Genomic DNA, 22,643 nt, shown 5'->3' on the forward strand with positions numbered 1-22,643 from the left:
ATAGTACTGTCGTACTAACTATAACTAAATGATAAATAACCCATAGCAGTAGTGCTGTGGGTTTTTTTATGCCCGCTAAATGCTTAACAAGACGCGATATGGGAAGGGCTGAAAATTACATGTACCTTTGCATATTCAGTCACAATGCATCTCACAGAGCGACAGAGAGCATCCCAGATAGGTTCTCCGCCAGATTTTGAAAGATCGAGTAGTTTCGCCGCTCGTTCTTTTTAATGTGTGTGAGGTTTTAAAACCCATTCATTCAGTACAATATCATGAGGTACAAATGACCTATCAACAATTAGCAAGAATTTATGGTTATGACCCGGTAACTGTAAGCCGTGACTGGAAATCAAGAGGGCTGGATATTACTCAAACTGATGATGAGATTTACCAGTGGGTAACTGACAATATTTTAATCCCACTTAGAGGCCAAACAGATTTAAGAGAAGAAACTCAAAAAGAACAACTAAGGTTAGCCAGGGCAAAAGCAGATATTGAAGAGATGGAAGCAGACCTAAAACGAAAAAATTTGATAGAGGTTGATTACGTTACCGAAACATTATCAGGGTACTTTCATCAACTAAAATCAATGTTACGTGGCATACCAAATACAACCTACATAGAACTATTTGCAAGTGAAGATGCAAATCATCTAAGGATTATATTAAGAGATAAAATTGATGAAGTACTTCGTGACATTGGAAGTTACGAGTATGAGGAAGAAGAAGATGAAAATGGAGTTTCAGAATCAGAGGAAAATGATTCGCATTTTGAACAAGTCGGTACAGGCAATATTGCCACCAGAGAAAGTACTTCCAAGTGATTGGGTAGAGAATAATTTAAAGTTCTGTGACGGTGAGTTACAGGGATCTCCCATGCGTTTGTACAAGTTCCAGCAGGAGCCACTGAATGCAATTATAGAACCGGGTGTACGTAAGATTTGTTTAATGTCCTCAGCACAATTACTTAAGACGACAATAGTTACTGGAGCTTCCCTATATTTCCTCGCACATGATCCCTCAAATATGGTAATCGCAGGCACTACGGCAAATACAATCAAGAAGTATAAGAACGGTAAGTACGATCCAACTATCCAGTTAACCCCAAGCCTTGCCAGGCTAATAACAAGTAAAAACGATAAAACCAAAACTAACGATGCCAATACCCAGGAAACAACCGTTGGTACTTTTAACTACTTTGTATCCCTTAATTCCCCATCAACTCTACGTGGTCTCACGGCGAAGCGTGTATTTTGTGATGAAATATCTGGGGTATCTACTGATGGTGAGGAAGGAAACCCAATAGCGTTAGTTTCACAGCGTTGTGAATCATTTCGAGATTCACTAATCATGATGTGTAGTACCCCACTCGTACCAGAAGATCCTATCTGCCAGGAGTTCGAAATGTCGGATAAGCGGTACTTTCATGTACCTTGCCCGGCGTGCGGAGTAGAAGAACGTCTGGTATGGGAGAATGTTAAGTTCAAATGGAAAAGTATTGATGGTGGGCGAAGAACGATCCCTGATGCAGATACTGCATACCTGGAATGTCCTGAATGCAAGCACCAGTATACTGAAGCAGAACGGGTAAGGGCGGTATCGTTAGGTAGATGGATTGCAACCCATCCAGAGATAACTGATGTACGGGGTTATCACATTTCACGCTTGTACTCTCCAGTTTCCTCAATTCGGAAATTAGTACTTGATTATGCCGAAGCGTTTAAGAATTTTGATCTAATGCAATTCGTAAACAACTCTTTAGGCGAACCGTACTTTGATAGGGAAAATGTAGAACATGATTTAACAGTATTAGAGCAGCTTAGAAACTTCGATATTGATATTAATAATATTCCTGATGATTGCGTAGGAACATTTTTTGCAGTTGACCAACAATTAGATCGTCTTGAACTTACCTGTGTAGGATTATCTCCATCTGCTTACTATGTACTTGATCACCGCTCTTTTTATGCCGTGGACTGTAATAAGTATGGTTCCCCAGCCTATAAAGAACTCAAAAGCTTTATTAATAATCTTAATTTAAAAACTAAGAACGGTACGCCTCTAAGGATTCTACAGGTATGGGTAGACAGCTCCAACGGGGCCGCAACCAATACTATCTACCGCTTCTGTAATGAGAAGGGTAATGAGAAGTACAAGCCAATTAAGGGTGATGGACGTACTACGATCCCCCTCTATAAAGAAAGTACTTCAAGTGGTTATAAATTCATGTTGCTTAATGTTAATGAGGGTAAGAACCGAATCCGTAGATTATTGAATGCTGCAATTAATGATGAAGCACATGAAGGCAAAAGAATAATTTTTAGTCATTCATTACCAGATGATGCATTCTTGCAATATACGAGCGAAAAAAGAATTGTTAAGGGCGGTCAATTAGTCTGGGTAAAGCGTAGTGGTTCGAAAGAAGATCGAAATGAGATGCTCGATACACTCAACTATAACCTAATAAGCATTGAGTACATGTTAAATAAATTAGGTACAGATGCCTATAGAAAGCTCAAACAATATAACAATAATCAGGCAAGGCATAAATATAAGGAAGAAACACAAACCGACGATGTACCAAACGCCGAAGAACCAATACAGAACAAACGTAGGAAGCGATTGAGTACTAAAAGTTGGTTTAATGAATAAGGAAATTAAAAATGGCAACTATTCGGAAGATAGATTTTAGTAAAGATATCATCCAGGGTGAAAAAGTTATATTTGATTTTTCTGCTGATTCTGTAATTGATATTGTTGATAGTGAAGGTATTAAAACTACCTATTCATTTCCGTATCAACCAATTGATACCTCTGGCTGGAAAACGGGTGCACAAACTGCAATCATCAATGATTCTGGTTTTGAAGTACGAGTCTTTCAGGTTGTCGATCCTACTGCAACAGCAAGTAAGTACAATCAATATATGAAAATTATTGATGAGATCAATATTGTTATCTCATCAAAAGTAGAGAATGGTGGGGTAATTACCCAATCAATTAATAACAAAAGCCTCACTACTGAGTCACTGGATGCACTACATAAACTTCGTGCACATTATACGAAGCTCGCAAACCAGGAATATGCACGTATGAAGGGCATTGCGACACGTAACCCCATTAAATCAGTAACAACATTTAACAGGGGGACATAATGGCGTGGCGTAGAAAATTAGATTTAAAAGATAATAAAGAACACAAAACAAAACAAGACCGTAAACCTCTTACAGATTCAACCCTAAAACGTGAATTACGTGATGTACGTACTAATACTCAATCCTCTGTAATTAATTTCGGCTTTTCGGCAGGAAATGCAGCAGGTAATATCAATAGTATTATCAATCTCACATTGCCCGTACTGGTAGCAAAATCACGCGAGTATAGCCTGAATAATGGTATTGCCAAAAAGTTCTTTCAAGTCAACAGTGATGGTGTAACCGGGGCTTCTGGCCTGTACATCCGTCCTGATGTACATTTATATGATGATAATGCACAGAACCTCATAGTAAATGAAGAATTAGAGAAAGCTTTCTATAAATATGCCGAAAACCCAGAACTATTTTCAGTAAATGGTAAGTTAGATTTAGCTTCTTTTCAGCGTTTAGTTGAACGTACACGAAGTATTGATGGTGAAGCTTTTGTAATTTGCCATGAAATTGATGGTAATGTTAAGTTCGAATTGATTGATTCTTTACGTGTTCCAGTATCTGGAAACCGTATGTTTAATGACAATAGCTATATTTCTAACGGTATTAGATTCGATCAGTACGGTAAACCTATTGAGTACTATGTAACTCGCCTGAATCCAATCAATTACACGTACCAGACTGGTACTTATGATGTTATCCCGGCATCACGTATGTTACATCTGATGGTAAGCGATTATCCTGCTCAACAACGCGGAATCCCGGACATAATCGCAGGTACTACATTATTAAAAGATCTTGAGTCTTTTATTAAGGCTGCCATTGTTTCTAAAAAACTTTCGGCAAGTGCTACTGCATTCATTTTAAACGCAGACTCTTCAGATGGTGATACTGATTTTATCAATGATGATAAACCAGAGTACTATGAAAATGATTATCTCTCTGGCGGTAGTATTGTTGAACTACAACCGGGACAGAACATTACGAGTGTAAACCCAAATGGAGCAACAGACGGAATTACAGAGTTCGTTTCTACTCAGATGCAAATGATTGCAATGGCATTAGGTATTACTGAACAGTCATTGAGTGGTTCAACTGCAAACGCTTCATTCTCAGCAGCAAAACTTACTGACAAGCTACAGCAACAGACATTCAAATCAAGAATCAATGCTTTAACTACTACTATCTTAAAACCAATTTATGCAATGTGGCTTAAAAGGGAAATGTTAAGTAATAGAAAGTTAAATCTGAATTTTGGTGATTTCGATAAGTTACTTAATGCTAAATATATTTCGGAAACTGCTACCTCACTCGACCCACTCAAAGATGTGCAGACTCAAGTACTCATGATTGATAATAAAATCAAGAGCCGTTCAATGGTTATTTCTGAGTTTGGATATGATCCGTATGTTGTCCAGCGTGAAATAGAAGAGGAAGAAAAGCAAAATAATAATAAACAGGAAGTGATCCAGGATGGAACTCAAGAACAACAAGAGGGAACTACAAGTACCCCACCAGGCGATTAATTTAGACTCACGTACTATCTCCGTATCGTTCTGTAGTGAACAACCCGTAGAACGAGAAATTAATGGTGAGTTATACAACGAAATTCTTCTGTGTGGCTCAGAGAATGTAGATTTACGCCGCCTTAATAACTCTGGTGCAGTACTTTACAACCATAATCGTGATGCTCTTATTGGTGCAGTAATTGATGCACGTCTGGACCCGGACAGGGTAGGTCGTGCCACTCTTCGTATCAGTAATACCGCAAATGATGAATGGGAGATGATTCAGGAAGGGGTACTTACTCATATTTCTGTTGGATATAACATTGATGATTACCGTATTGAAGAAAACAATATTGTAGTTACGAAGTTCACCCCCTTAGAAATATCTCTTGTAAGTATCCCGGCAGATACTAATTGTCAGGTTGGCAGAAGTATTGACGCAAATGAAAACCTTAATGAATTGAATTTACTAAATAGTAACAGTGAAACAATTCAAGAAGGTGAACTCATGGAAGAGACAAAACAGGACATTGATGAACCTGTAAGTGAAACGGAAGTTATTCAAGAAGAAGTACAGGAAACTGAAGTACTCAAAGAAGAAGTAGCTACCCGTGCAGAACAAAGTGATGAAGAACTATTAGACATTATCTCTAATCGTCCAGAGTTACTAAATAAATTAACTAAACAAGAAACAATCGAAGAAGAACCTGTAATGGAAGATTTTGCTGAAGCAGAACGCCAGCACGAGCTTACTTCTATCGGTAATGTACTAAATATTGATGTATCGGATGCAATTGCTAATGGAATTAGCGTGGCCGATTTTAAACGTCAAATTAATGATAAAAATAACATCAAGGATGATGAAATGAAAAATGAATTTTCTCTAAAGAACTCCCTACGTGCTTTTGCAAATGATGATGATATGTCTGCATTTGAACAGGGTAAACGTGGCGTAGTTGTACCTAACCAGGCACTACGTGCAGTTAATACCACTGTTGGTACTAATCTGATTCAGGAAACTATCGAATATGATTCATATATCGATATTCTACGTGCTAATTCTGTACTTGCAAACTTCCCAATCACTGTAATTAGTGGTCTTGAAGGTGACGGCAAACTATCTCTACCTGCACTATCTTCTGATTTTACTGATGCTTTTGGTTTTGTCGCAGAAGATGGCAGTTCTCCAGAAGCTACCCCAGCGTTTGGTAAAGTAACTTTAGAGCCGAAAGATTTTACTGGGTCTGTGTACCTTACTCGCCTAATGATGAAATCCAGCTCTGCGGCAGAACGTTACACCACAGATGCAATGATCAAAGGTGCTGCATCTCAACTTGAAAAACATGTTTTAGGTAATGTTATTACTGAAGCTGAAAAAGCTGGCAATGTTAAAGAAGTTGCAGCTCTTGCAAATATTGATTTCGATGCAGTAGTTGATGCAATGGGCGAACTTGGTTCTAAAAATGTTATTAGTTCAAGTATTGTTGCTGTTATGTCCCCAAAAACTCGTGCTGCACTACGTAAGCAAGTTGTTAAGGGTAATACCAGTGCTAAGTTCCTCGTTGAGGGCCAGGGTACTTCTCAGGTACTTGCGGGTGAGATTCCAGTAATTGAAAGTACCCTCGTTGAAGATGGTCAGGTAGTTCTAGGTGACTATTCTCAGATCGTTATCGCACAATGGGGTTCTGATGTTGAACTCGATAAAGATGCAACAACCTCAAGGGCACGCGGCGGTCTGTACCTAAGAATTTGGGCGACGATGAGTACTGCTGTAGCTCGTCCAGAAAGTTTCTATGTTCTACGCGTAGGGGCATAAAAATATGAGAGCATTTTTTAGTACTTCACAAAGTGAGCTACTACTTAATGCTTTCGGGGAAAATCTCGTCATTGTTCAGGATGGTAAATCAATAACTATAAAAGCCATATTTGAACAGGACGAGATTTTTTTTGAAGATGTGCAGGTAACTACTACATATTTCACTGCAAAGTCTGGTCTGGAACTTGACAGTATATTCTCTATCGATAATACAGAATACAAAATAAATAGAATTGAAGATGATCTTAGTGGTCTCTCAAATTATCACTATATAAAAAATATCGATTTAGGGGATATCTAATGTTCACGGCAGACTATGCAATCAGAAAACATCTGATGAATAAATTAAGTACTTTTATTAACCTTCAATACCCCTCGAAAGCTTCAGTAGATAAAAACGCAATGGTATATATTGGAGACAGTAATGTTACCCGTACTCAAATCTCAAAAGCTAATCAAATTCAGAATGGTCAGTTAGTACCATCGGATTTACGTAATTTATGTGAGTTCAGGGTTGAGTTTGTATCTGTAGGTCAGAGTTTCAAGGGTGCTTCTGATGAAATAGAAAAATTAATTACAGCACTTTTTACTCCAGATTTTTTCGACGAACTAAACAGTACTCTGGCAATGTCTATTTTCAATATTCGTATTGAAGAGAGTCTGATGACAAATCAGGCCGAAGCAGCAGAAACCCCATACGTACATACACAAACAATTTCATTTAGTTATGGGGAATAATCATGGGACAAATTTTTACAGGTAACTTAACCTCCGTATGGTTGAGTACCGATACTTCCAATACCGATCCGAACTCAAAAGCATTCAGTAAGGTACAACAACTCTCAGCTTTTCCCAGCCTCGGTGAAAGTACTGCAAGCAGATCTGTAGAGACCTACAACGCTGAGTACACTTCCAGAGCTATGGCTGAGAGTACCTATCAGGATATGACCATACAGGTAAGTTATGTACCCTCAGTACATAGTACCCTCGATGCACTTGTAGAGTCTCAGGAGCTGGTACAGGTCAAGGTAGAGATGCCAGATGAGGGTATCGACGACACTACAATCAACTATGTAATGTACAACGGGCATCTGTCATCCCGTGGCGATACATCCGGCTACGATAACGTCATTACACGTACCTATGTGTTCATGCCAAATGCGAGGGTGTCATCAGGTATCATCGATCAATCTCAGGTAGAACTATACCGTGGTAATTGGGGTATTGGTTCTAATGGGGCAGAGTTCAGTAGTTACCAGGGCCGTGATGGTAACGCATTCGTCAAAGTACCTTCTGGTTCTTCCAGAACGGGTACTGATATGCTCGGTATCTCTAACCTGGATGCAGGTTATGGTACTCAGCTCGTAGTAAGTAAGACAGGTACACCGGTTATCGATGTACGTAACTACTCCAGTGCTTCTATGGGGGCATGGTACAAGGTCTATACAAGTGCTGATAAACCTACACTACAGGAACTTGGTGCAGCAGCCGCCAGTGATCTTGCTAACTATGTACCCAATACCCGTACAGTAAACGGTAAGGTACTTACCAGTAACATCACTCTCTTAGCAGCCGATATCTCTGATGTGTACTCAAAGACACAGGCCGACGCTAAGTACTTACCAAAGATTTTTCAACTTAACGGACATGCACTATCGGGTACTTCACTGAACCTCGTAGCGTCAGATATTTTGGATGTTTATTCACAGACTCAGGTTAATACCAACTTTGTTGCAAAAAGCGTTACTGTAAACGGATTACCACTGACAGGTAATATTACTCTGACGGCAGCACAGCTAACGGATATGGCAAGCTTAAGTTATAGTAATAGTACTTTCGTACCAAAAACTTACTTAATCAATAATAAGCCACTATCAGGTACAAACATTCAGTTAGTTGCCGCCGATATTTCGGATGTATATAGTCGCCAGCAAAGTAATGATCTCTTTGCCCTACGTATTACTACTATCAATGGTTATCCTTTAAGTTCTGCTGTTACGTTGAATTACAATGATGTCGGTACTTACTCAAAAGCACAGATTGATGCAAAAGATACTGCACTACAGGCAAACATCGATACTAAAGTAACAATTACACAAGATATTAAAAATCTAAATACCGTTGAAGAAACCTTGGAACTTGATATGTCCGATGGTAAACGTACTTTCACGGCTACTTTATCAGTACCGAATACTCAGCTATCAATTATCAATGCTGGCGGTAATAAGAACAGTCAGACAGTGACCGTATGCATTACTCAGGGGACAGGTGCAAATAAAATCCAGTGGCCCAGCAATGTTAAGTGGTCTTATGGGCGTCCTCCGGTACTAACTTTTACTAAGGATTCTGTAGATATTTTTCAATTTTTATCCGTAGACGGGGGCAGTACCTGGTACGGTTCTCTACTCATGGCGGATTTACATTAATGATCAGGAAAAGTAATTTAAGCAATGCTCTGCAAATGATCGAAGGGCATTTAAAATTTTTGGATAGAAACACTGGATTAACAACAAATAACAAAACACAGCATTTCGTTTTCAATCCAGATTATGTACTGGCAAATAACAGACATTTTATTGCAGAAACTCAGTGGGAATCACAACCAGACTCTGACAGTACTACAGAGGGACAGTCATTAGCGATCCTGGGTGCTATATATGCCTATCAAGCTACTAAGGAACCAAAGTACCTTGAACTTGCTAAAAAGTACTTTGGTGGGTATCACCTGGCCTTCTATCGTGGCGTACCATTTCCAGATCCACCGGATGGTACTTTACGTTGTAACTGGATTGCTAATGGCAAGGAACCGGTACTTGCAAACTATCCATTAGATCCAGAGTACCCAACTCATGGGGGCTTCAAAGGGGTAGTTTTCAACTGGACTAACGGACGTACACAGATACCTCATGGTGAACCTCAATGGGGCGAGTACTTAGATGCTGTATGGTTTGCTTTTCCAGAACGTGCATCATTAGGATGGAACCAGGTTAACGCAACGGTATATATGTGGGATGCTGAAGGTTCTACTGACTGGAAGAACAAAGCACCAACTTATGATGTAGATTGGATAGTAGATCGTACTGGCAGGAAGGTAGATAGTAATGGTGATGTACTTGAGGCTGGGTTAACCAGTCAGATAGGTACAGTACAGCTCAAGGATACCTCCATCAATGGTATGTACCGCTTCAACTATGCTACACGTAACCCGGTAGAACATGGCGGCTATCTGCTGGGACGTAATGAACGTTGGCATAACAGACCCGTACATGTACCTATCGATAACTATGGCGATCTTGATTTTGCAGACAATGCCTCTGATGCAGAACTCTGGTTCTGTCAGGCCAGTAAATTACTATGGGATATTACGGGGGATCGTCAGTACTGGTTAGCGTGGCAGAACTCACTGATTACATGTATTGGGTACTCTGATATCGATAAGTACGATCAGTTCTTTCGTAAAAGTACCGCAGCGATTACCCCTTTTACTGATGGTATTTCTTATGACTACTTCTATCCCAGCGATCAGGTAGCAACATACTCACGAGATGAGCAAGGGTTCATTGTTATTAATCAGGCTGCAACAGCACAGACTACATTAGAACAACAATCAATATGGTTTAAGTTCAATAATGCCAGTAATTTCTATGTTGAATATGGCGGTGTTGATACTACCGGTAGTGCTTTGAGTTTAGCAGTGGCATTGACTGTAAATAAAACTAAAACAGAAGATGGTGCAGTCAAGTACCGTTGTGGCTTACCGATTACTACTACAGATGGCAGTATCACCGCAATGAACGTACCAATGAATCACTTTACCCGTATCAGTAAACCAGACGGCGGGCAGTACCTAACAGCCGATCTACGTATGGTGAGTGATTATGGTTCAAATACTGTTACCAAACTTCAGTACGAATCCGGTATTGCTGGAAGGTACTATGATAACGTAATCTCCAGTACTATGGATAGTGACGGGGGGATGGTTGTAGGTTTCTACATTTTCGATAATGAAAAGCAGGATATAATTTCTTTCACTTACAGAAGTTATAACGATAATTTTAACTTTCGTATCAGTGATGATAACAACTGGCGTTGGTGGGCTATGCTGCCAGCTACAAATGGTGAATGGGTTACAAAGAGTTTTGTACTAACAGATTTTAAACTTAATAGCTATCAACCAGACCATCCATTAGTAACTGATCCAGAAGATGGGGCAGAGATACAACCTGATTTAATTCCGGTACAACCTACATTAACAGGACGTGAAGAATTTACGTTACTACTTGATGATGAGCCGGTAGATGGAGTTTCGGGGCGTATTGACTGGTATTGTATTAATGATCTGCCAGAACTTTATGATGATGGCGGTACAGGTGATTATTCGGTACTACTCAATCTGACATTTAATGATAGTACTGGTAATGGTTATACCGCTCGTTTGGGTGACTGTACGATAAAGCAATACATGTTAGATAGCCTTGCATATACGCCAGGGTTAATCCCTTTCAGCAATATAACAGACCCATATGCACAATTGTACTCTGGATGGCGAGGATTACCATATCCTGGGTATCAATTGCCCGCTATATGGTGTTTTAGTGGTAATAACATTGATGAGGTAAGATTAAAAAATAGTATCAATTTCCTCTGCGATGCACAAAACTGGTTTACTAATAAGTTCAAACCAACATTACCTGGCCCATGTGCACAGGCTTTTGTATGGAACAGACAGGATGCATTGGCGTACTTACCTGAAGGTGAAGAACCAGATACGTTTATCATGCAGCACTGGTACGCTGAAGCCTGGTCAGGTTATGAACCTCGTGCATTTTTTGCGGGCTGCGATGTAGTACATGAACTCTATCAACGTGGAGATTATGCAATACCTCAAAACATCATAACGTACTGTCAAAACTGGATGAACTACCTGAAATGGTTTATGAAAAATAATGATGGACATGCACCAACATATTTTAAAGATAATGGTGATGTACTCTATGATGGTTTCACAGGTCATATGTCTGGATTATGGTTAGCAGGTGCATCAATGATGGCAATCGCAGGTTATCCAGATCATGAGCTATTAGATCTATTGTTTACAGAGATTCAGAATAACTACGATGTAATTACACCAAATCATGTAATGAATGGCTGCTGGAGTCCTGCTATCAGAAGCGGTAATGAAACCACAGAACAAAATAACAGTATGTACTTTGGATTCTATACAGGGGAACTACTAAGAGGTTTAGCACTTTATATGAAGTACTACAACCTTTATATATAAATAAGAAGAAGGGGTGAAAAGGAATTTCACCCTACATTTTAAAGGATTAAAATTATGGCTTTTAGTAAAAATTTCGTTGGTAATAACGTAAAGGTTGAAATTGCAGATGCTCCAGCAGATGGCGGGCTTGCAACGTCTTTCACAACTCTTGAACATTTAAGTGCGTTTCCTGCTGCGGCGGGTATTGAAACCAATATGGTAACTGTTAATGTTTTTGGTGAACAATATGTTCAAAAAGTTCCCGGTTCTCGTAGCGTACCAGATCTAACACTATCAGTACTATGGCGTCCAGGTGCAGTTGGTCAGGAAAAACTCGCAGCGGCTCAAATTTCTGGAAAACTAATTCAGGTTAAAGTTACGTATTTTGAAAACATGGCAGATACAAACGGGGCGGCTTATTACTCTGTTGTAAATGGTTACGTGGGTTCGTCTACCCCTGGAGGTGATTTTGACACAATCTCAACTCGTGATTTTGTTGTTTCTGTAGTTGGCGGTCCAGTAGCTCAGGGTGAAACATTAGGAGAATAACGATGGATTTTGATACTTTAATGAAAGTCATCGGTGTAAAACTAACTCGTTTCGAACTTACTGATGACGTTACTGTTTATATTCGCCTTCCATCAATTAAAGATAATGTCGAAGTAGCAGATCCATTCAAAGCAATTTTCTATTGTGTTGTTGATGAAACTGGTAAGCAGATTTTTGATTCAGCAGAACAAGTTGAAAAAAATGTAGATCTAACTATTCAATTAAAATTAAACAATGAAATTGGTCGGGTATTTGCCGAAGCTTTTAAACCGGAAGAAGTTGAAGCAAAGTGAGACGCGATCCGGTTCTCAAATTAGCTTTATCACTGATTAATAAAAATGGGTGTGGTGTGGACGAACTCTGCACTATGCCCATTTTGCTTTTCTACTACCTGCTAATTTATAACGAAACAGTTAATCCCGATTCTGCACAGATAAAACAAATTCGGCATACTGAACTACTACAGGCTATATGGCTTAGTACTGGTAATATCAGAAAAGAGGATATTCCAAAGTTCAATATACATGAGCTTGATTCATTGAATTTGATTTCTGATAAAACGTTAGCCGAAAAACATGCAGAAAGAGAGAAGCGGATCGCAGAACAAAATAAAAATAATATGCTCACATGGATGGGAGTAAAATCAAATGGCACAGAATAATACACAGGCAATGATATTTGAAATTCGGGGTGATGAATCTGGACTACAAAGATCATTGAAAAATGCCGCAAATAGTATTGGTGATTTTAGTAACAGGGCAGGGGGATCATTCTCTGGTATTACCACTGGACTGTCACAAACACAAATAGCCGTAAGTAGTTTAGCTGGGGCAGTAGGTGTTGCGGGTATTGCAATTGCGGCAACAATGGCAAAAGTTTCCGCACAGTCAGAAAAGGCTTTTGAAATCTTTCAGGCTGGTTCTTTATCCCAGATGGGAATTACGCAGTTACAGCAAATGGCAAACATGTATGCCGCAGTTGGTCTAACTATTGAGAATGTAGCAGACCAACAAAAAGATTTAAAAGATCGCTTGGGTGATGCACTTACAAACGGAGCTGGGTCAATGCTTACCGATGTAATTCAACCTCTAAAACTTAATGTACTCGAATTACAAAAAATGGCAGATGCTGGCGAAGATGTATATGCAAAAATTTATTTTGCTGCTAAGGCACAAGGTCTTAGTACTTCACAATTGGTTAATATGTTTGAAACTATGGGTAGTGATGCAGCTAAACGTTTAACTGTACTTCAACAATATAATAGTGAACAAGAATATAACAACCGTTTAAGTACTCAACAAGTACAGCTAACTGAGGAACAAAGTGCAGCATTTGAAAAGTATCGTGCGAGTACTGCAACATTAAGTATTGCGTGGGAAAAATGGAATAATTCTGCAATTGCACCTATTGCGAGTAATCTTGCAGATATTTTAAATCTAATGACTCGCATTCTGAACAGTAAGCCTGTTGCAGCAGCCGCTGCTGCGACTGGTCAGCAGGGTATTGATCTTGTTAAACAATATCAAAAAGATGCAGATCAAAATCTTCTAAAAAATAGTTCAATTTATGGTTGGCAGTTAGCACAGCAAAATGAAAAAGATACTAAGCAACTCACAAATAATTTAAGTTTTGCCGTAGGGCTTGCTCAGGCCAACTTAGATAATCTGAAAAGTACTATCACCGAATATAACAAAGGTGTTGAGAAAAGTACTATTACCGCTTCTATGAAAACTTTCCAGACCGCAAAACAATCTACTCAGGCTTCAATCGATGCACTGGATGTACAGTACAAACAAACTAAAGAAGCAATTGAGAAGAGTTTACTTAAAGCTTATGGCGGTAACTCCAAAGCTATGCAGGCAGATATTGATACCCTAACTGAAGGTTATAAGAAGAAAAGAGAGGATCTTGTAAAAAGTCTTACTGCTTCTGAGGACAAGGAAGCCGAGGCGGCAAAGAAGAAGGCTGAAGCCGCCGCTCAAAAGGCTGCCGCCGCTCAGAGACAGGCAGATGCCAAACGCATTCAGGCACAGAAGGTTCTTCAGCAAACTCTAACCGCTATCGCCGGTTCTGGTGCACAGGTACAGGTACAACAGTTCAATGAACAACAGGACGCTATCGAAACTCGTATCCGGGATAGTGCCAAAACGTTAGGAACGTCAGAAGCAGAAGTTACAGAAATGCTGAAAGGCCAGTACGAGTCCCGTACCCGTATGTTCAAAGAGATGGTTGAATCTATGTTGAACGAATCAGATCCAAAGAAGCTGGCACAGAACATTGCCGCAATCGGTGGTAACAACATTAGCGGTACTCAGCTCACAGACATACAGAACTCTCAGGATGAACGATTAGGTATTGATAGTACCGATCCGTTCCAGATGACAGCAGGACAAAGTACCCTTGATAAGATCAATACTGATGGACAGGCAGAACTTGCACTTAACCAACAACTATACGAAGCGAAACTTCTTGGGTATCAGCAGTACCAGGATCGTATGGCAGCAATCAATGATGCCACCAGTAATAAGATCGCCCAGGCTAATACCGATGCTGCTAACAAGACACTAACCATGTACGCAACTGGTGCACAAGATCTCGGTACGATGATGGCCGGGGCTTTTGGCGAGTCGAACGCCGCAGCCGTTGCAAGTTTCGCGATCTCCAAAGGCGTAGCGGTGGCTCAGAGTATGATCAACATACAACAGGGTGTATCTGAAGCTATGAAACTTGGTTGGCCTCTTGGTATACCAGCCGGGTTAAAAGTAGCAGCCGAAGGTGCAAAGATCATGAGTACCATAAAAAATACAAAAATCCAGGGTCAGGCACATGATGGTTGGGACTCTTTACCTAGTACTGGAACATACAACCTTGAAAAAGGTGAACGTGTAGTAGGTAAGTCACTGAACCAGGATCTTACAAAGTACTTAAGCAGTCAGGGAAGTAGTGGTTCTGGTGATATCAAAATCGAAGCACCATTAATCATCCAAAATGCTGGTGAACTTTCAGATAGTAAATTTCAGGCAATGTGTGATAAGCACGCCGATACTTTAGTACAGGTAATTCGTAAGTCTCAGAAGAAGAACGTATAAATACAATGTAGCCCACAGGATGTGGGCTTATTAATAAAGGATTATTAAATGTTAAATAACGCATTAATCAGCGACTATGTACTATCTGATAATATCCCACAGTATCAAAATCAAACATGGTCGGGTGAAACTATTACCCGTATGGTTGGAGTACAATACTATACCCTCAGTTTCAAAATAACTTTAAACAAGAAATATCGAAATGAGTTAGCAAATTTCTATGCATCATATGCATATGGTAAGCCATTTGATATGTCTCTAGGATGGTGGGGTACATATACTGGTACTCAAACATCTGGTATTCAGGTTACAGGTGCAAGAGGGGCGGGAGCTACTTCTATTGACGTTACCCAAAATACATTAGAGGTTGGTAGCTTAGTACAATTCAGTGGACATAAAAAACTATATAGAGTTGTCAGTAACAATGGTTATACCTTAACTATATTCCCAGGCTTAACGAGAGCTATCCAGACGAGTGAAGTACTCAAGTATGACAACCTACAGGGTTCTTTCATCCTAACGCCTCAGAACTCTACCTATCAGTTACCAAGTACTAATGTAATGGAAGTAACTATACAAGCCACCGAAAATATCAGGGGGTAGTATGTCAATTCCAAATAATGTACTAAACAATCCGGTACTGGTGAACTACTGGAACATGATGAGGGGTGACAATAAAAGTACTCTTACAGAAAAAGAATTATACCAGTGCGGAATTATGGTTAAGTTAGTTGATTTACTCCCATCACAGGGCAGTAATATCTATCTGACAGACTCAATTGCAGATCAGAACTATAACGGTATCGTTTATCAATCTGTACCAGACTTTCTTGATTCAAGCTTTGCAAACTATGTAGAGAAGAATCAGATTAACAATAATGGTACATCATTCAAGGTAAGTAATGTTAGTCAGGACTATCTATCAATGGCATTACGTGGCCTATGGAATGATGCCAAGGTTAATATCTGGATGGGTATTGTTAATCCTGCCAATGGTTCAATACTTTATGCATACAGAATCTTTAGTGGGTATGTAGATTACTTCAGCTCAGATTTCAGTGTGCAGGGTACAGACACTACTAATACAACAACAGTAAACCTGAATAGTATCTGGAAAAAATTAGATCAAACTCAACGCTTACTATCAAGTACCAGCATACACCAGAGTATGCATCCGGGGGATAAATTCTTTGACCTAATCGGGATACTTAATGCGAGTGAGCAAAACTGGAAGAGTAGTAAGAAATAATGAAAAATGGATTTATAACAGAGTACTTAAGTACTTTGGCAGGAGAGCCATTAGTTTATGGTGAAAATGATTGTCACATTATGGTACTCACAGTAATTGATATGATCACAGGTACAAATTACCGTGATGAAATCTATCAAAAATATAATACACCAACAGCAGGTAGAAAATATGCAAGAGAAAGTTGCTCATTTCCTACATTACTTGGGTTGTGTAAAGAGAAGGGCAAATTAGTTAAAGAACCATTGGATGGGGATATTATTATTGCAGCAGGTCACAGTACTGTGTACTGGCGTGGCAAGGTTATAGTACTTTCAGAAGATAAAACTAAGTATATCGTTTCTTATTACAACCCCGATCAAAAACAAAAAATATACAGATTTACGGGGAGTAATGAACAATGGCAATTGCAGCTTTAGGGGTAGCCCTCATCGCCGGAGCCAGTGCAGCGGCAGCCGCATATGCAGCAGGTCTATCTGTACTGGCAATCGTAGCTATCGGTATAGGTTCGGCGGCATTATCATATATTAGCTCATCACAAATGATGAATATTGGTCAGTCGGGGGTTAATTATCCAAGTACCGGTAGTAGTAATGCACGGTCAACGAGTCCGAGTACTGGCGTACCCATTGTATATGGCGGTACTAATAAAAACAATCTTGATGAGGCATTTGTTAAGGTAGGTTCGATTGTTGTTTGGCAGAACGTACATAATGGTACGTCTAACCAATTATGTACGGTACATGCTATTGCTATTGGGGAGATTGGCCTTGAACCGGGTGCAGGTACAGAAGGTGGCGGTGTAATAAAACAAATATATATCGATAACGCACCAATACTTGTTGATGGGGCATTCATTACCTCAGAAGGCCAGATACCTGCATCATTAATGATTCCAAAATTTAGAAATTACCTTCAACTTGAGGTACGTTTCGGTAAACCTACCTATGGTGGTTCAATGACATTAGCACGTCAGTATGGCGGTAGTCGCTGGACTGATGAAATGCGTGGTGATGGTTTAGTTCAAATTTGTAGTGTAATCAAAAAAACTAATGATAGTCTCATTGATGGTATTTTAACAAATGAAAACTATACATTATCTGTTGAGATGAAAGGCCGTCTAATCTATGACCTAACGGATAATATTAAAAAACCAAGCTCTAACCCTCCAAGCCAACTTTACGATTTTATAACTAATACAGAGTTTGGTTTTGGTATGAATCCTAACGATATCGATATTACAAGTTTTCGTAATATGGCTAACTACTGTAAGGTGAATCATTTTTATTCGAACGGTTCTATACAGTACGATAAATCGTTCAAAGAAAATATTGAAGCCATGTTAAGTACTTTCGGTGGTGTTCTATATGAATCTAATGGTGTGCTTTATATAACTGTTGATGCACCAGATCTTGCAGTACAGCATTTTGACGAAAGTAATATTATCGGTAATGTGAATATTACTACTGGTTCAAAGTCTGAGTACCTGAACGTACTTGATAGTACTTATACGAATCCAGATAATGATTATTCAGAAGATATTATTCGTTATCCTTCTGATGCAATCAATAATGAGACAGTAGTTAAAGATGGTTACATCATTAAGAAAGACTTAAACTATAAATGGATTCAGGATAAAACCCAATTAGCCACCCTTAGTAATATTGAGCTATTAAAATCCAAGTACATTCACAATACAATCACTTTTAATACTTACGTTACAGATATGAAAGTATTTGATGTATTCACTATTAGCTTTAAAGAAGCTGGCTTTGAAAATAATAAGTACCGTGTAGTATCTCGTACTATACCAATGACAGTAGATAAAACGGGTATCATCCAGATTACTGCAATATCATATGACGATGGTATCTATCAGGGTAAAGATCCGGGTAAGTTCCCACAGAACGGGTTAACCAATCTACCTAACCCTACCTATGTTGCACCACCGAGTAACCTACGAGCACAGCGATTAGGTGCTACGGCCTCTGGTAACGCGGTACTACTCTCATGGGATCTTTCACAAGATACCTCAGTACGTGGTTACAAGATTCGGTACAAACGTAGTGATTCCACTACCTGGATCAACATTGGGAACGTAGGCCAGTACTCAACCAGTTTTGAAATTTTAAATCTCATATATGGTGTTCAATACGATTTTGGTATTGAGGCATACAACACGCTTGGGTACTCTTCAGAGTTAGTTGCACTATATAACCAGATGCCACAGGTGATCTTTGCATTACCGAAGATCACTAATCTGGATATGGTAAATGATGATTTAAGTCTAAACCAAACTTACGCACAAGATTTTATTTTCCGTTGGGACGATCAAAGCTCTATAGTAGTTAATGGTAAAACCTTTGCTGACTTCTTTAAGTACTATGAGGTTCGCGTATATGACCGTTATCGCAAGTACATCAAATCGTACTATACAACTACTAATGATTGGACCTATACCTTTGCCATGAATACCAGTGATGGTCTAAGCCGTTACAGAGTATTCGGTATTATCGCACATGGTTACGGTACAGGTATCTACTCAGAAGAGGTACAGATTGAAGTTAGTAACCCACAACATCCACAACTGTTAGGTATCAACCTACGTAGCGGTTTTGACTCAGTATTCATTGACTGGACAGAATCGAACGTACCGGACTATGCAGGTATTGTTATGCAGATCGCTAAGGATGAGGGGTTTAGTTCAGGTGCAAAGTACTTCAGCTCTACTAACCGTTACAGTACCTCCTTCGGGATAGAGGATGGTTCCTGGTACGCTCGTGTAGCTGCCTACGATCAGTTTGGACAGGATGAATTAGTATGGTCGCCGACTATTGGCTTTAACCAGAATACTAAAGTACCGTACAGTAAGCTCAATGATGATGTAGTCGATAATCTTCTGAAAAGCGATGTAGCTACTGGTATTGTTGAGAAACAGATCGTAGATGAACTTGGTTCACGTTGGCAGGTACAAGTATCCAATAATGGTAACGTTACAGGTATCGCTTTAGCCGCAGATGAAAAAGATTCTGTGTTTACGGTTATGGCAGATCGCTTTAGTATCATCAGTACAGATAGTGCAAAGCAGAGTGATAAAGTTTATCCATTTGTTGTACAGAATGGGAAAACTTATATTAATTCCACAGTAATAGGTACTGCCTCGATCAATGAGGCCATGATAAATGATTTAAGTGTCTCACGAGCGAAAATACAGTCCGAGGCAGTAGACTCAAGTAAAATTGCCCGATTGAGCGTACTTAATTTTCACCTCCAGGATGGTATTATCGATTCTGCCAAAATTTCTCAACAACTACAAAGTACTAATTGGGATGGTGTTAATGGCTGGATGATTAATAAGAACGGTACTGCAAATTTTGGTAACGTGAATGTCAGAGGTAATATTCAGGCAACTTCCGGTACTTTGGATAACGTAACTATCAACGATAGCTGTACCATTAGAGGTACTCTATCTGCTGCAAGAATTGTTGGAGATCAGTGCAGGCCACAAACATCAGGTATTACTACAAGTCCAAATATATGGGGTGGTAAACCTACTGCTAACCAACTTTATACAGTATTACGTATTAATGGCGAAGATTTTGACCGCATAATGAATAGTAATATAAAAATGATCTTATCGGCGGTGAAATGGAATCTTTACCAAGTATTTGTTGGTGGTGATGGTATCGACAATAGATTAGTCGCATCATATGATGCTGGCACAGGTGGTAAATATGCTCCATTCACACATAGAGTCGATAATTTATTAATACCAGCAGTAGGGCGGGGTAAAATGAACTACATATATGTTATGGCACAGGATGATCGTTCTGGTAGTTGTGCATTAACATATGGCGATTCAGTCGGTGACAGGGTAGATATTTGGTTATACCGTGCGGGTGAAAATCCGGTCAGTAATGGATAAATAATATGGGGTGCATACCCCATACCGATAATAATAACAATAATGAGGTACATATGGACATTGGTACTATCGTATCATTAATCATCGCAGGTATTGCCCTTTTATGGTCAATCTACCGTGATAAGAGTTCTGATACAGAAGATTTACAGAAAAGAGTAAGTACAATCGAAACTAAGGTTGTACTTGCCGAAAGTACGATTGAACGCCTTGAAACAGAACAAGATGAAATGAAGAAAATGCTTAAGAGTCTTGAGAATCAAATTAACCAGATGAATTTGAAAGTTGAAAAGATTCTGACAATTTTAGAAAATACAAAAGGGGCATAATGCCCCTTTGTTATTTGTTTTGTAATTGACCTAACATATCCATAATGCGGAATGGCGTTTGTCGATACCACCGAGAATCCTTAACCTGTACTACTGCCTCTTTATAGTTTTTAGCTTTTAGGGCAGCAATCATTTTTACAAACTTCTGTACTCCACCTAAACCGAGTTGAAAAACCATCAACACTAAAAAATCATTCCAGTCATATGGTACATCTAAACCTAATGATTGTACCGCAAGTACCGCAGTTGCGAGATCTTTTGATAGTAGTTTATCTGTTTCTTCTTCAGTAAGACCCTTACTATAATCTTCCCCGGACTTGATTAGATGACCATAACCCACGGTCATTTTTCCTAATGAATCTGCATAGGGGTAAAATTTCCCATCTCTAAAGTATTTAAACTTTGCCTGATACTCTTTCGTACCTTCATAGATTTTTAATCGTTCTTTTAATTCCATTTATGTAATTCCTAATAAATATTCCATATATAGGAGTATTTATTATGAGAATTGCAAAAGACTGGAGTATGCATAATCCAGAACAATGGGATGTGTCAGATGTAGATAGTGGTAACTATGCCTCGTTTGTCTACATTATCCGTTTTGAAGATGGTCGGTTTTATATCGGTATGAAGAATATTTATAAACGTACAAGAGATGTAAAAAAACTATTAAGTACTACGCAGCCAAGTGACTGGAAGAGGTACACGGGAAGTAGTACAAAAGTGAACAAACTCATTGATGCTGGTTACGATTATGAAAAATCAATCTTATGGTGTTTCAAAACAACAAATGAAGCGGCAATAGTAGAAGCTGCATTGATATGTATGTTTGGCTTATTACCGGACAATTTAAACAAGGCAGTAATGTGTAAAGCTCGTTTACCCCTTAATGGTGCGAACCTGTATGGAGTAATCCAAACACTAATTGGGGAGTTACAATAATGGCATGGCGTAGGGGCAATAGCCCAAATGATATGAGACGATTTATTAATAATAATAGTCCAAAGATTGGTGAACAGTTTAAAAAAGAATTGAGTACCAGAATGCGTACTGTAACGCAACAGATGCAAGTTAAGCTCAACCAGGAAGTAAAGGGTGGGGCAGTACCATTTACTAACCGTAGTTTAAAATTTAAGTACCAAAAGGTTAATCAAAATGAAACTGTTAACCAGATTATTGTACTGCCAAATCAATCTTCTTATCTTAAGTATATTCTCGATCCTCAGTACTCACGTCGTCCAGAATCGAAAATGATACCGTACCAGAATGCCAAGCTAACGAAGCAGGGTAACATTGCACAGTTACGTGCAAGATCTCAGAGTAATAAGTACAAGAAAGTTAAGAGCAGGAACGGTACTACATACCTCATCGATACAACAAAGAAATCATCCAAGCGTAACCCCAAACTGTCACGAGATAAGCGAGTAATTGGGTACTACGGTTCAATAGGTAGAAAACCATTATTTGATTTCTATGATGAAACAGAGAAGAAGGTAATACAACAATTAAGAACATTACGCGGTACATTCGATTACCGTTGGAGAAATTAATATGACCGATTTAGAACATTTCCCCTGTTATGATCATTCTGTACTCAAAGATTTTTCATTTCAGACAATTACACCAGTAAGCGTAACTATCCCCTATGATAATGGTCTATCTGGTAGTAAGTACATCAAGAAGAAGGTAGATAAGGGGCAGGGTAACTTGGTGGTATATACGTTCAATCATGATAATACCCCACGAGTGGGTGAGGATGATTCACTATCGATTGAA

The 22,643-nt window shown here is 39.1% G+C and carries 21 protein-coding genes; 20 read left to right on the forward strand and 1 reads right to left on the reverse strand.

Features of this window, described 5'->3' with window-relative positions; genetic code table 11:
* The first annotated feature begins 286 nt into the window (after positions 1 to 286).
* From RTM13_RS05095 to RTM13_RS05180, 18 genes are read left to right on the forward strand one after another with little or no spacing between them, the layout of a single operon-like run.
* Complete coding sequence (locus tag RTM13_RS05095) at positions 287 to 826, forward strand: hypothetical protein (protein WP_312210667.1); 540 nt, start codon at positions 287 to 289, stop codon at positions 824 to 826.
* A complete protein-coding gene (locus tag RTM13_RS05100; protein ID WP_312210669.1) occupies positions 732 to 2,654 on the forward strand; it encodes a terminase gpA endonuclease subunit in 1,923 nt (640 codons plus the stop codon). The genes RTM13_RS05095 and RTM13_RS05100 overlap by 95 nt, the downstream gene beginning before the upstream one ends.
* An 11-nt stretch (positions 2,655 to 2,665) precedes the next feature.
* Positions 2,666 to 3,154 (forward strand): hypothetical protein, encoded by a 489-nt coding sequence (locus RTM13_RS05105; RefSeq protein ID WP_312210671.1) that lies wholly within the window; start codon positions 2,666 to 2,668, stop codon positions 3,152 to 3,154.
* A complete protein-coding gene (locus RTM13_RS05110; protein WP_312210673.1) occupies positions 3,154 to 4,671 on the forward strand; it encodes a phage portal protein in 1,518 nt (505 codons plus the stop codon). Before RTM13_RS05105 ends, RTM13_RS05110 begins: the two co-directional genes overlap by 1 nt.
* On the forward strand, positions 4,619 to 6,469 hold the full coding sequence (locus RTM13_RS05115; protein ID WP_312210675.1) for an HK97 family phage prohead protease: 1,851 nt from the start codon (positions 4,619 to 4,621) through the stop codon (positions 6,467 to 6,469). Before RTM13_RS05110 ends, RTM13_RS05115 begins: the two co-directional genes overlap by 53 nt.
* Positions 6,470 to 6,473: 4 nt before the next feature.
* Positions 6,474 to 6,770 (forward strand): hypothetical protein, encoded by a 297-nt coding sequence (locus RTM13_RS05120; protein WP_312210677.1) that lies wholly within the window; start codon positions 6,474 to 6,476, stop codon positions 6,768 to 6,770.
* A gap of 35 nt (positions 6,771 to 6,805) precedes the next feature.
* A complete protein-coding gene (locus RTM13_RS05125) occupies positions 6,806 to 7,207 on the forward strand; it encodes a hypothetical protein (RefSeq protein WP_312210678.1) in 402 nt (133 codons plus the stop codon).
* Positions 7,208 to 7,209: 2 nt separating this feature from the next.
* Positions 7,210 to 8,895 carry a hypothetical protein gene (locus tag RTM13_RS05130; RefSeq protein WP_312210680.1) on the forward strand — a complete coding sequence of 562 codons (1,686 nt, stop codon included), beginning with the start codon at positions 7,210 to 7,212 and terminating at the stop codon, positions 8,893 to 8,895.
* Complete coding sequence (locus RTM13_RS05135) at positions 8,895 to 11,750, forward strand: hypothetical protein (protein WP_312210682.1); 2,856 nt, start codon at positions 8,895 to 8,897, stop codon at positions 11,748 to 11,750. The genes RTM13_RS05130 and RTM13_RS05135 overlap by 1 nt, the downstream gene beginning before the upstream one ends.
* A gap of 54 nt (positions 11,751 to 11,804) precedes the next feature.
* Positions 11,805 to 12,278: a hypothetical protein gene (locus RTM13_RS05140; RefSeq protein WP_312210684.1), complete on the forward strand. Its 474-nt coding sequence runs from the start codon at positions 11,805 to 11,807 to the stop codon at positions 12,276 to 12,278.
* Between the two features lie 2 nt (positions 12,279 to 12,280).
* A complete protein-coding gene (locus RTM13_RS05145) occupies positions 12,281 to 12,571 on the forward strand; it encodes a hypothetical protein (RefSeq protein ID WP_312210685.1) in 291 nt (96 codons plus the stop codon).
* Positions 12,568 to 12,939: a hypothetical protein gene (locus RTM13_RS05150; RefSeq protein ID WP_312210687.1), complete on the forward strand. Its 372-nt coding sequence runs from the start codon at positions 12,568 to 12,570 to the stop codon at positions 12,937 to 12,939. Before RTM13_RS05145 ends, RTM13_RS05150 begins: the two co-directional genes overlap by 4 nt.
* Positions 12,926 to 15,367: a hypothetical protein gene (locus tag RTM13_RS05155; protein ID WP_312210689.1), complete on the forward strand. Its 2,442-nt coding sequence runs from the start codon at positions 12,926 to 12,928 to the stop codon at positions 15,365 to 15,367. Before RTM13_RS05150 ends, RTM13_RS05155 begins: the two co-directional genes overlap by 14 nt.
* Positions 15,368 to 15,415: 48 nt before the next feature.
* A complete protein-coding gene (locus RTM13_RS05160; protein WP_312210690.1) occupies positions 15,416 to 15,970 on the forward strand; it encodes a hypothetical protein in 555 nt (184 codons plus the stop codon).
* Position 15,971: 1 nt separating this feature from the next.
* Entirely contained in the window at positions 15,972 to 16,616 is a 645-nt protein-coding gene (locus RTM13_RS05165; RefSeq protein ID WP_312210692.1) for a hypothetical protein, read from the forward strand.
* Entirely contained in the window at positions 16,616 to 17,035 is a 420-nt protein-coding gene (locus RTM13_RS05170) for a DUF6950 family protein (protein WP_312210693.1), read from the forward strand. Before RTM13_RS05165 ends, RTM13_RS05170 begins: the two co-directional genes overlap by 1 nt.
* The gene (locus tag RTM13_RS05175; RefSeq protein WP_312210695.1) at positions 17,017 to 20,541 is read left to right on the forward strand and encodes a phage tail tip protein; all 3,525 of its coding nucleotides are present in this window, start codon (positions 17,017 to 17,019) and stop codon (positions 20,539 to 20,541) included. Before RTM13_RS05170 ends, RTM13_RS05175 begins: the two co-directional genes overlap by 19 nt.
* A gap of 53 nt (positions 20,542 to 20,594) precedes the next feature.
* The gene (locus RTM13_RS05180) at positions 20,595 to 20,867 is read left to right on the forward strand and encodes a hypothetical protein (protein WP_312210696.1); all 273 of its coding nucleotides are present in this window, start codon (positions 20,595 to 20,597) and stop codon (positions 20,865 to 20,867) included.
* Between the two features lie 10 nt (positions 20,868 to 20,877).
* Here RTM13_RS05180 and RTM13_RS05185 read toward each other — a convergent pair whose 3' ends face one another.
* Positions 20,878 to 21,324 carry a glycoside hydrolase family protein gene (locus tag RTM13_RS05185; protein WP_312210697.1) on the reverse strand — a complete coding sequence of 149 codons (447 nt, stop codon included), beginning with the start codon at positions 21,322 to 21,324 and terminating at the stop codon, positions 20,878 to 20,880.
* Between the two features lie 44 nt (positions 21,325 to 21,368).
* Here RTM13_RS05185 and RTM13_RS05190 point away from each other — a divergent pair, with 44 nt between their 5' ends.
* Both RTM13_RS05190 and RTM13_RS05195 read left to right on the forward strand, forming a co-directional pair.
* Entirely contained in the window at positions 21,369 to 21,809 is a 441-nt protein-coding gene (locus tag RTM13_RS05190; RefSeq protein WP_312210698.1) for a hypothetical protein, read from the forward strand.
* The gene (locus tag RTM13_RS05195) at positions 21,809 to 22,417 is read left to right on the forward strand and encodes a hypothetical protein (protein ID WP_312210699.1); all 609 of its coding nucleotides are present in this window, start codon (positions 21,809 to 21,811) and stop codon (positions 22,415 to 22,417) included. Before RTM13_RS05190 ends, RTM13_RS05195 begins: the two co-directional genes overlap by 1 nt.
* Positions 22,418 to 22,643 lie beyond the last annotated feature (226 nt).

The sequence above is a fragment of the Pseudescherichia sp. genome (genome assembly GCF_031979925.1).
In the GTDB taxonomy this organism is placed as follows: domain Bacteria; phylum Pseudomonadota; class Gammaproteobacteria; order Enterobacterales; family Enterobacteriaceae; genus Pseudescherichia.

Excerpts from the sequence above, each read along its gene's own strand:
- RTM13_RS05145 (WP_312210685.1), top strand. The coding sequence starts at position 12,281 with ATGGATTTTGATACTTTAATGAAAGTCATCGGTGTAAAACTAACTCGT.
- RTM13_RS05180 (WP_312210696.1), top strand. The coding sequence starts at position 20,595 with ATGGACATTGGTACTATCGTATCATTAATCATCGCAGGTATTGCCCTT.
- RTM13_RS05160 (WP_312210690.1), top strand. The coding sequence starts at position 15,416 with ATGTTAAATAACGCATTAATCAGCGACTATGTACTATCTGATAATATC.
- RTM13_RS05195 (WP_312210699.1), top strand. The coding sequence starts at position 21,809 with ATGGCATGGCGTAGGGGCAATAGCCCAAATGATATGAGACGATTTATT.
- RTM13_RS05095 (WP_312210667.1), top strand. The coding sequence starts at position 287 with ATGACCTATCAACAATTAGCAAGAATTTATGGTTATGACCCGGTAACT.
- RTM13_RS05120 (WP_312210677.1), top strand. The coding sequence starts at position 6,474 with ATGAGAGCATTTTTTAGTACTTCACAAAGTGAGCTACTACTTAATGCT.
- RTM13_RS05105 (WP_312210671.1), top strand. The coding sequence starts at position 2,666 with ATGGCAACTATTCGGAAGATAGATTTTAGTAAAGATATCATCCAGGGT.
- RTM13_RS05165 (WP_312210692.1), top strand. The coding sequence starts at position 15,972 with ATGTCAATTCCAAATAATGTACTAAACAATCCGGTACTGGTGAACTAC.
- RTM13_RS05190 (WP_312210698.1), top strand. The coding sequence starts at position 21,369 with ATGAGAATTGCAAAAGACTGGAGTATGCATAATCCAGAACAATGGGAT.
- RTM13_RS05155 (WP_312210689.1), top strand. The coding sequence starts at position 12,926 with ATGGCACAGAATAATACACAGGCAATGATATTTGAAATTCGGGGTGAT.
- RTM13_RS05100 (WP_312210669.1), top strand. The coding sequence starts at position 732 with ATGAAAATGGAGTTTCAGAATCAGAGGAAAATGATTCGCATTTTGAAC.
- RTM13_RS05135 (WP_312210682.1), top strand. The coding sequence starts at position 8,895 with ATGATCAGGAAAAGTAATTTAAGCAATGCTCTGCAAATGATCGAAGGG.
- RTM13_RS05110 (WP_312210673.1), top strand. The coding sequence starts at position 3,154 with ATGGCGTGGCGTAGAAAATTAGATTTAAAAGATAATAAAGAACACAAA.
- RTM13_RS05185 (WP_312210697.1), bottom strand. The coding sequence starts at position 21,324 with ATGGAATTAAAAGAACGATTAAAAATCTATGAAGGTACGAAAGAGTAT.
- RTM13_RS05115 (WP_312210675.1), top strand. The coding sequence starts at position 4,619 with ATGGAACTCAAGAACAACAAGAGGGAACTACAAGTACCCCACCAGGCG.
- RTM13_RS05175 (WP_312210695.1), top strand. The coding sequence starts at position 17,017 with ATGGCAATTGCAGCTTTAGGGGTAGCCCTCATCGCCGGAGCCAGTGCA.
- RTM13_RS05125 (WP_312210678.1), top strand. The coding sequence starts at position 6,806 with ATGAATAAATTAAGTACTTTTATTAACCTTCAATACCCCTCGAAAGCT.
- RTM13_RS05130 (WP_312210680.1), top strand. The coding sequence starts at position 7,210 with ATGGGACAAATTTTTACAGGTAACTTAACCTCCGTATGGTTGAGTACC.
- RTM13_RS05170 (WP_312210693.1), top strand. The coding sequence starts at position 16,616 with ATGAAAAATGGATTTATAACAGAGTACTTAAGTACTTTGGCAGGAGAG.
- RTM13_RS05140 (WP_312210684.1), top strand. The coding sequence starts at position 11,805 with ATGGCTTTTAGTAAAAATTTCGTTGGTAATAACGTAAAGGTTGAAATT.